The organism is Aquabacterium sp. UBA2148 (assembly GCF_002328915.1).
GTDB lineage: Bacteria > Pseudomonadota > Gammaproteobacteria > Burkholderiales > Burkholderiaceae_C > Aquabacterium > Aquabacterium parvum.
Genome location: NZ_DCXA01000243.1, coordinates 1 through 8394, shown reverse-complemented (window position 1 = coordinate 8394; position 8394 = coordinate 1). Strand labels below are relative to the sequence as shown.

Here is an 8394-nt window from a genome sequence, read left to right as displayed (position 1 = left end):
CTCGAGTTGACGATGTTCGCGCAGGCCAACTCCGAGCACTGCCGCCACAAGATCTTCAACGCCAAGTTCACCATCGACGGCCAGGAGCAGGACCTGTCGATGTTCGGCATGATCCGCAACACCGAAAAGCTCAGCCCGCAGCACACGGTGGTGGCCTACTCTGACAACGCCTCGGTGATGGAAGGCCATCAGATCGAGCGCTGGATGCCGGCTGGCTTCACCAACGCACCGCAGTACCAGGCCCGCGAAGAACTGGCCCATGTGCTGATGAAGGTCGAGACCCACAACCACCCGACGGCGATTTCGCCTTTCCCGGGTGCCTCGACCGGTGCGGGCGGCGAGATCCGCGACGAAGGCGCCACGGGCCGTGGCTCGCGCCCCAAGTCGGGCCTGACCGGCTTTTCGGTGTCCAACCTGCACCTGCCCGGCACCAACGAGCCCTGGGAGCAAAAACCCGTCGGCAAGCCCGAGCACATCGCCAGCCCGCTGCAGATCATGATCGAAGGCCCGCTGGGTGGCGCCGCCTTCAACAACGAGTTCGGCCGCGCCAACCTGGGCGGCTACTTCCGCGTGTTCGATCAACAGGTGGGCGAGGGCGCTGGCGCCATCCGCCGTGGTTACCACAAGCCCATCATGATCGCTGGCGGCATCGGCACCATCAGCGCCGAGCAGACCAAGAAGATCGTGTTCGGCGCGGGCACGCTGTTGATCCAGTTGGGTGGCCCCGGCATGCGCATCGGCATGGCGGGCGCGGCGGCGTCGTCGATGGCGGCGGGCACCAACTCTGCTGCGCTGGACTTTGATTCGGTGCAGCGCGGCAACCCGGAAATCGAGCGCCGCGCGCAAGAGGTCATCAACCATTGCTGGGGCCTGGGCGCCAACAACCCCATCCTCGCCATTCATGACGTGGGCGCGGGCGGTATCTCCAACGCCTTCCCCGAGTTGGTGGACGGCGCAGGCAAGGGCGCACGGTTCGATCTGAGCAAGGTGCCTCTGGAAGAGTCCGGCATGGCCCCGAAAGAAATCTGGTGCAACGAGAGCCAGGAGCGCTATGTCCTGGCCATCGCACCCGAGAGCCTGCCCATCTTCACCGCCATGTGCGAGCGCGAGCGTTGCCCCTTCGGCGTGATCGGCACGGCCACCGAGGCCCTGGAGCTGGTGCTGGAAGACACCACGAAGCCCGGTGCCGACAAGCCTGTCGACATGCCCATGGAAGTGCTGCTGGGCAAGCCTCCGAAGATGCACCGCGACGTGCAGCGCGTGCAGTGGGACGGCGGCCAGCTGGACCTGACCGGCGTGCAACTGGACAAGGTGGCTTTCGACGTGCTGCGCCACCCCACGGTGGCCAGCAAGCGCTTTTTGATCACCATCGGTGACCGCACCGTGGGTGGCCTCAACAGCCGCGACCAGATGGTCGGCCCCTGGCAGGTGCCGGTGGCAGACGTGGCCGTGACGCTGGCCGACTACAAGGGCTTCGCCGGCGAAGCCATGGCCATGGGCGAACGCACGCCGCTGGCATCGGTCAACGCACCCGCATCCGGCCGCATGGCCGTGGGCGAGGCCATCACCAACTTGCTGGCCGCGCCCATCGAGTTGCCGCGCGTGAAGCTGTCCGCCAACTGGATGGCTGCTTGCGGCGAGAAGGGTGAAGACGCGGCGTTGTACGAGACCGTCAAGGCCGTGGGCATGGAGCTGTGTCCGGCGCTGGGCATTTCGATCCCGGTTGGCAAGGACTCGCTGTCGATGCGCACCAAGTGGTCTGACAACGGAGTCTCCAAACAGGTGACCGCGCCTGTTTCGCTGATCGTCACGTCGTTCGCTTCGATCGCCGATGTGCGAGGCACGCTGACGCCTCAGCTCGTGACCATCGAGAACGGCCAGGCCCTGGACACCAGCCTGATCCTGATCGACCTGGGCCAAGGCAAGAAGCGCATGGGCGGCTCGATGCTGGCCCAGGTGCTCAACCAGTTCGGCAACGATGTTCCCGATGTCGACTCGCCGGCTGCCCTGAAGTCCACGGTCGAGGCCGTGAACGCGCTGCGCGCCCAAGGCAAGCTGCTGGCCTACCACGACCGTGGCGACGGCGGCCTGTGGGCCACCGTGTGCGAAATGGCCTTCGCCGGCCACACGGGTGTGTCCCTCAATGTCGACATGCTCGTCACCGAGGGCGATGGCATCAGCGACAGCCGCGCCGAAACCGGTGACTCCAAGAACTGGGCCGGCCAGGTCAGCGAGCGCCGCAACGAGCTCACGCTCAAGGCCCTGTTCAACGAAGAGCTGGGCGTGGTGCTGCAGGTGCGCACCGCCGAGCGCGATGCCGTGATGCAGACCCTGCGCGAGCATGGCTTGAGCCAGCACAGCCACGTCATCGGCAAGCCCATCCTCACGGGTGCAGCCAAGGACGAGGTGCAGGTCTGGCGCGACGCCAAGCAAATCTTCAAAGCCCCGTTGCAGCACCTGCACCAAACGTGGGACGACGTGAGCTGGCGCATCGCCCAGCTGCGCGACAACCCCGCCTGCGCCGACAGCGAACACGCCACCATCGGCGATGCAGCCAACGCAGGCCTGCATGTGTCGCTGAGCTTCGATCCGCTGCAAGACGTGGCCGCGCCTTTCATCAACAAGGTCCGTCCCAAGGTGGCCATCCTGCGTGAGCAGGGCGTGAACTCGCACGTGGAAATGGCCTACGCCATGCACCTGGGTGGCTTCGACACCTTCGACGTGCACATGAGCGACCTGATCGCCGGCCGCGCTCGACTGGACCAGTTCCAGGGCTTCGTGGCCTGCGGAGGTTTCAGCTACGGCGACACCCTGGGTGCCGGCGAAGGCTGGGCACGTTCGGTGCTCTTCAATCCGCAACTGGCCGAGCAGTTCGCCGCCTTCATGAAGCGCGGCGACACCTTCGGCCTGGGCGTGTGCAACGGCTGCCAGATGCTGGCGGCGCTCAGCCCGATCATCCCGGGCGCCGAGCACTGGCCGAAGTTCACGACCAACCAGAGCACGCGCTTCGAGGCCCGCCTGAGCCAGGTCGAGGTGCTGGAGAGCCCGTCGATCTTCTTCGAGGGCATGGCCGGCAGCCGCATGCCGATTGCCGTGTCGCACGGTGAAGGCTTTGCCAACTTCTCGCAGCGTGGAGACGCCGCCAAGGTGCACCGCGCGGTGCGCTTCGTGGACCACGCCGGTGTGCCCACCGAGGTCTACCCGTTCAACCCCAACGGCTCGCCCGAGGGCCTGACCGGTGTGACCACGCCCGATGGCCGGTTCACGGCCATGATGCCGCACCCCGAGCGCGTGTTCCGCAACATCCAGATGAGCTGGACCAGCGGCGACAAGAGTGCGCCAAGCCCCTGGCTGCGCATGTTCCGCAACGCGCGCAAGTGGGTGGGTTGATCTCTCAGCCACCCAAGACAAGGGGGCGCTCCAGGGCGCCCCATTTTTTATCTTGCTGACGCAGGCCGCTCAGGCGGCGATGGTACGAGCGGTGAGCGATTGCCCGTTGCGCACCAGGTCGATCAGCCGGTCGATGTTGGGGTGTTTGCCTGTGTTGGCTTCGGCGTCGGCGGTGTGCTCGGCGTAGATCTGCAGGCCTTCCTGTGCAGCCTCGGGATGGATGACCCCGTGCTTGGCCGCCAGCGCGGCGTACACGGCGAGCGAGCCGGCCTGCCCAGGCTTGTTTTCGATGCGGGCCACCATGGCGCCGGCGGCGTCGAGCAGTTCGATGGCGGCCAGGTGGGCCACGGAGGGGAGGGCTTTGATGTTGTCGGCGAATGCCATGTTCGGGCTCCTTCTGTCAGGCGCCGCATTGTGCCGCAGGCTCGCCGACAGGGATCGTTTCAAACGGCGATCGACGCGGCTGACGTCAAGCTCGGTGACAAGGCTGTGCGCCCTGCCATGACCTCGCTCCACTCGACGATGGCCAGCGTGCCGTCCTCGTGCTCGACCAACGCCGTCAGGCTCTCGACCCAGTCACCGTCGTTGCAGTACAGGATGCCCTCGACCTCGCGCATCTCCGCATGGTGGATGTGTCCGCACACCAGACCGTCCACGCCGCGCTTGCGGGCCTCTCGGGCCAGCGCGGCCTCGAAGTCGCCCATGTAACTCACCGCTCGCTTGACCTTGAGCTTGAGGTACTTGGACAAAGACCAGTACGGCAACCCCATCCGAGCCCGCCATGAGTTGAGGTGGCGGTTGAGCTTGAGTGTGAACTCGTAGAGCGAGTCGCCCAGCAGGGCCAGCCAGCGGGCCACCTGGATCACGCCGTCGTACAGGTCGCCATGGGTGACCCAAAGCCTGCGGCCGTCCGCCGTGGTGTGGATCCATTCTTCGGCCACCTCGATGCCGCCGAACGAGTGCTCGAGGAACTTGCGCGCGAACTCATCGTGGTTGCCCGGCACGTAGATGACGCGGGTGCCTTTGCGCGCCTTGCGCAAGAGCTTTTGCACCACATCGTTGTGGGCCTGAGGCCAGTACCAGCTCCTTCGCAGCTGCCAGCCATCGACGATGTCACCGACCAGGAACAGCGTGTCGCATTCGACGCGCCGCAAGAAGTCAAGCAGGGCATCGGCCTGGCAACCTGGGGTGCCCAGGTGCACATCAGAGATCCACGCGGTGCGCACCCGGATGACATCGTTTGCGGCGGTGTCTTCTGGGGGCGTCGATCGCTTTGTTCCGCCGTGACCTGTGGTGGCGGAGGACAAGGCGCGCAGCAAGGGGGCCTGGATCCAGCGGTGCATGAAACCGGATCCTGAGCCGCCGGTGTGACAGCCGCGCGACCGCGGCGTGACGGTTTGCCTTGCGCCGCCTGAGCGGCGTCAGACGGATCGGTCGGGCGCCTCGTTGGCGTCGTCCTGCGCCGCCTCTGACTCGGTGGGCTCATCCGGCGCTTCGCTTTCTGGCTCTGTGCTGATCGCCTCTTCAGCCTCCATTTCGTCTTGCGGTGCGCTGTCTTTCTGGGCGGCCAGCACCTCAGGGACGCGGTCCTCCAGCACCGCCAGGATCACCGTGTCAGCGAGCGCGAGCATCTTCTGCACGGCGGTGGCGTCGATGACCCGGTCCAGCACCTTGAGCTGGCCCCGCTCGTACTGGAAGGAGGACGCCAGGCTGTCTTGTTGGACCTGGCCCCAGCCCATGGCGGTGGCCATTTGGCGCAGGTCGGGGGACGCCAGGTCGCCTCGGAGGCTCACGTGGCCTGAGGAGGTCAGCAACTCGGCCATCTGGATCGCGCCACCTTGCTGCGACGGTTTGAGCGAGACGGTGAAATCGCCCTCGAGGGAGCCCTGGGCGCTCTCACCCTTGAGCTTTTCGATTTGAAGGCTCATGCCCTGGCTCAGCAGCGTTCGAACTGCGTCGCGCATCGTTTGTCGTTCCGCCTGCGTCATGCGCTCAACGCTGCAAGATTGGCTGAACAGCTTGGTGAGTTTCTCGACGCTGTCGGCGTGCATGCCTTTCATGGCCACGTCGAAGGCCAGGTTCTTGAGCTCCTGCTTGCCGGCCTGGAGTCGGTCCAGGTGGTTGCGCACGACCGAATCCAGACGCCCGTCCCTCTCCTGCGTCCTGGACTCGATGCTCAAGCCCTCCAGCGTCGCCTCTCGGGTGCTGATGCTTCGCACCTTGAACGCCGCGTCGCCCGTGCCACGCTGCCAGTTGTCGAGGTCCATCGAGAAGTTCATGCCCTCGAGCTTGGCGACGACATCGCTGCTGCGCAGTTGCGCGTCATCGATTTGCCAGGAGAACGCGACGCGCTTGTCCCCGACCATCAGGGCACCACGTGAAGGGCTGGCTTCGATCGACCCACCGCCTTGCGCGAGGGACATGGCTGGCAGGCTGATGTTGGATTGGACCTGGCGAGACCAGGTCACGTGCCCCTGTCCTGTCAGTGCGTTTTCGGTACCGAAGAGGGCCTTGAAGGCCTGCGCCGCTTCGCCCTGCGGTTTGACCTGCCACTCGAACGCGTTGACGCCCGCCAGCCTGGGCAGGTGGCTGACCTGGTAGTTCACCTGCACCACCATGCCTGTCTGCTCTTCGGCGTCCGCGCTGCAGCGTGAACGCAGGACCAGCTCTGCCGAGCCGCTGGACGACAGGAAGCCCGCGTGGTGCTGGAGGTTGCGCAACTGCGCATCGCTTTGATGCGCCGGGATCTGTGCCCAGGCGTGCAACTGCTCGTCCACCTGCCGAGAGGTCCACGCTGGGATCGCTGCGGTTGCGCCCAACACCAGGGCACCGCCGGCCGCCGTCAGTTTCATCGAGGTCTTCATCGTTCATCTCCGTGCTCAGCCCGAGGTTTGGCATGAGGTTAGGAGCTGCGCCGATGGGCTGCGCACACGCGGCGCTGCGATCCGCCATTTCTGCACGAGATGGCAAAAATGAAACCCTGATGCCCCCATGGGCATCGGGCTCAGACGCTGGCAGGACGCGTGCGATAGAACTGAATGGGCGAGGCAGGCAGCTGGTTGAGCACCGACTTTTTCATCTTGCCGACCACGTGCATCTCGCAGGGCTTGCAGTCAAAGCGCAGCGTGAGCTTCTCCTTGCCGTTGATGAGCTGCAGCGGCTCGGCCTTGACCTGGCCCTGAACGCCTTGCACGCCTTTGGCCTGCTTGGGGCACAGGCTCAGCGAGAAGCGCACGCAGTGTTTGGTGATCATCAGGCTGACTTCACCGAGTTCTTCGTGGCTTTCATAGGCCGGCTCGATGACCTTGACGCCGTGCTTGGCGTAGAAATCGCGGGCCTTGTGGTTGTAGACGTTTGCGAGGTAGCTCAACGTGTCTTCAGGGTAGGGCGCGGGGGGCTCGACGGCTGCTGCGCGTTCAAGGCGTGGTCGCACGGCTTCACGAGCGGCTTCCAGCGCAGCCACGGCGTCGCGACGCAGGGTGTTGAGCGCCGAGGCCGGCACGAACCAGGGCTGGCTCAGCTTCAGGCCGATGTCGTGAGCCTGGAAGATCGTGTTGCCCAGCTTGCCGATCTGCTCGCGCAGCGTGGTTTCGGCTCGCTCTGCATCTTGCGGCGCCTGCTTGTCGCACACCACGCTGGCCGAGCCCACGCAGCCGTCTTCGTCAGAGAGTTGCAGCGCAAGGCCATCAGGCGTTTCGCTCAACTCTGCCCACAGGCCGATGCGGCGGTCGGACGACTTCTTGCTGAGTTGGTGCTCCCAGCTGCGGTCGCGGTTGCGGTTGATGGCCACGCCGGACTGCAGGTCCTTGAGCGCCTCGATGGCCTCGTTGGGGAACACGCGCCACAGCCGGCCCGACTTGCCCACTGGTTCAGCCGTGTTGACCTGCACGCCGACGATGTCCTTGGTCAGCGTCAGGTAGTTCAGGCCGTCGCCGTTGTGGATGCCGCCGGCTTCCTTGACAGCCTCGTCGTCGATGGCCACGTCGAACCATTTGTCGCCCACCTTGGCGACCTCGCCCACGGGCAGGCCCAGGTGCTTCGGAGACTCGAAGGCGCCGATGTCTTCCTTGCGGCCGGTGACGAAATAGTCGGTGCTGCCGCGGTTGAAGTTGCGCTCGGGCTCGGGCTGAAAGTAGAAGGTGCACTCGCCCGACGACGAGCGGGCCAGCTCGGGCCGCTGTTCCAGGATTTCGTCAAGCAGCAGGCGGTAGTGGGCGGTGATGTTCTTCACATAGCCCATGTCCTTGTAGCGCCCTTCGATCTTGAAGGAGCGCACGCCCGCGTCGATCAGGGCGTTGAGGTTGGCGCTCTGGTCGTTGTCCTTCATGGACAGCACGTGCTGCTCGAAGGCCACGACCTGGCCGCTGCCGTCGAGCACGTTGTAGGGCAGGCGACAGGCTTGCGAGCAATCACCGCGGTTGGCGCTGCGGCCGGTGTGCGCATGGCTGATGAAGCACTGGCCGCTGTAGGCCACGCACAGCGCGCCGTGGATGAAGAACTCGATGGTGGCGTGCGTGGCGTCCGAGATGGCCTGGATCTGCTGCAGCGTGAGCTCGCGCGCCAGCACGATCTGGCTGAAGCCGGCGTCCTGCAGGAACTTGGCTTTTTCGACGGTGCGGATGTCTGTTTGCGTGCTGGCGTGCAACTGGATGGGCGGCAGATCGAGTTCGAGCAGGCCCATGTCCTGCACGATCAGCGCGTCCACGCCCGCGTCGTGCAGCTCCCAGATCAGCTTGCGCGCGGGCTCCAGCTCGTCGTCACGCAAGATGGTGTTGATCGTGGTGAAGACCTTGGCGTGGTAGCGGTGCGCGTGCTGGACCAGCCGGGCGATGTCGCTGACCTCGTTGCTGGCGTTGCTGCGCGCGCCGAACGAGGGCCCGCCGATGTAGATGGCGTCGGCGCCGTGGTTGACGGCCTCGATGCCGATGTCGGCCGTGCGCGCGGGCGAGAGCAGTTCGATCTGGTGGGCGGGCAGGGACATGGGCGGTTGGGGGCGAAGAAAGA

Annotated in this window: 5 protein-coding genes; 1 reads left to right on the top strand and 4 read right to left on the bottom strand. The window is 65.5% G+C overall.

The features are described from left to right. Positions 1-3390: phosphoribosylformylglycinamidine synthase (gene purL / locus B2W70_RS13530; protein WP_286746445.1), on the top strand; the 3390-nt coding region annotated here is incomplete at its 5' end. Positions 3391-3459: 69 nt separating this feature from the next. On the opposite strand, the gene B2W70_RS13525 is transcribed toward purL, so the two are convergent. The 4 genes from B2W70_RS13525 to B2W70_RS13510 all read right to left on the bottom strand — a co-directional run bounded on the left by B2W70_RS13525 (position 3460) and on the right by B2W70_RS13510 (position 8371). Continuing rightward, positions 3460-3774: a DUF2322 family protein gene (locus B2W70_RS13525; protein WP_286746442.1), complete on the bottom strand. Its 315-nt coding sequence runs from the start codon at positions 3772-3774 to the stop codon at positions 3460-3462. A gap of 59 nt (positions 3775-3833) precedes the next feature. After that, positions 3834-4733: a UDP-2,3-diacylglucosamine diphosphatase gene (locus B2W70_RS13520; protein ID WP_286746439.1), complete on the bottom strand. Its 900-nt coding sequence runs from the start codon at positions 4731-4733 to the stop codon at positions 3834-3836. A gap of 78 nt (positions 4734-4811) precedes the next feature. Then, positions 4812-6254, bottom strand: coding sequence for a DUF945 family protein (locus B2W70_RS13515; protein ID WP_286746436.1), 1443 nt, complete (start codon positions 6252-6254; stop codon positions 4812-4814). 140 nt (positions 6255-6394) lie between these two features. Next, positions 6395-8371 (bottom strand): peptidase U32 family protein, encoded by a 1977-nt coding sequence (locus tag B2W70_RS13510; protein ID WP_286746462.1) that lies wholly within the window; start codon positions 8369-8371, stop codon positions 6395-6397. Positions 8372-8394: the final 23 nt, after the last annotated feature.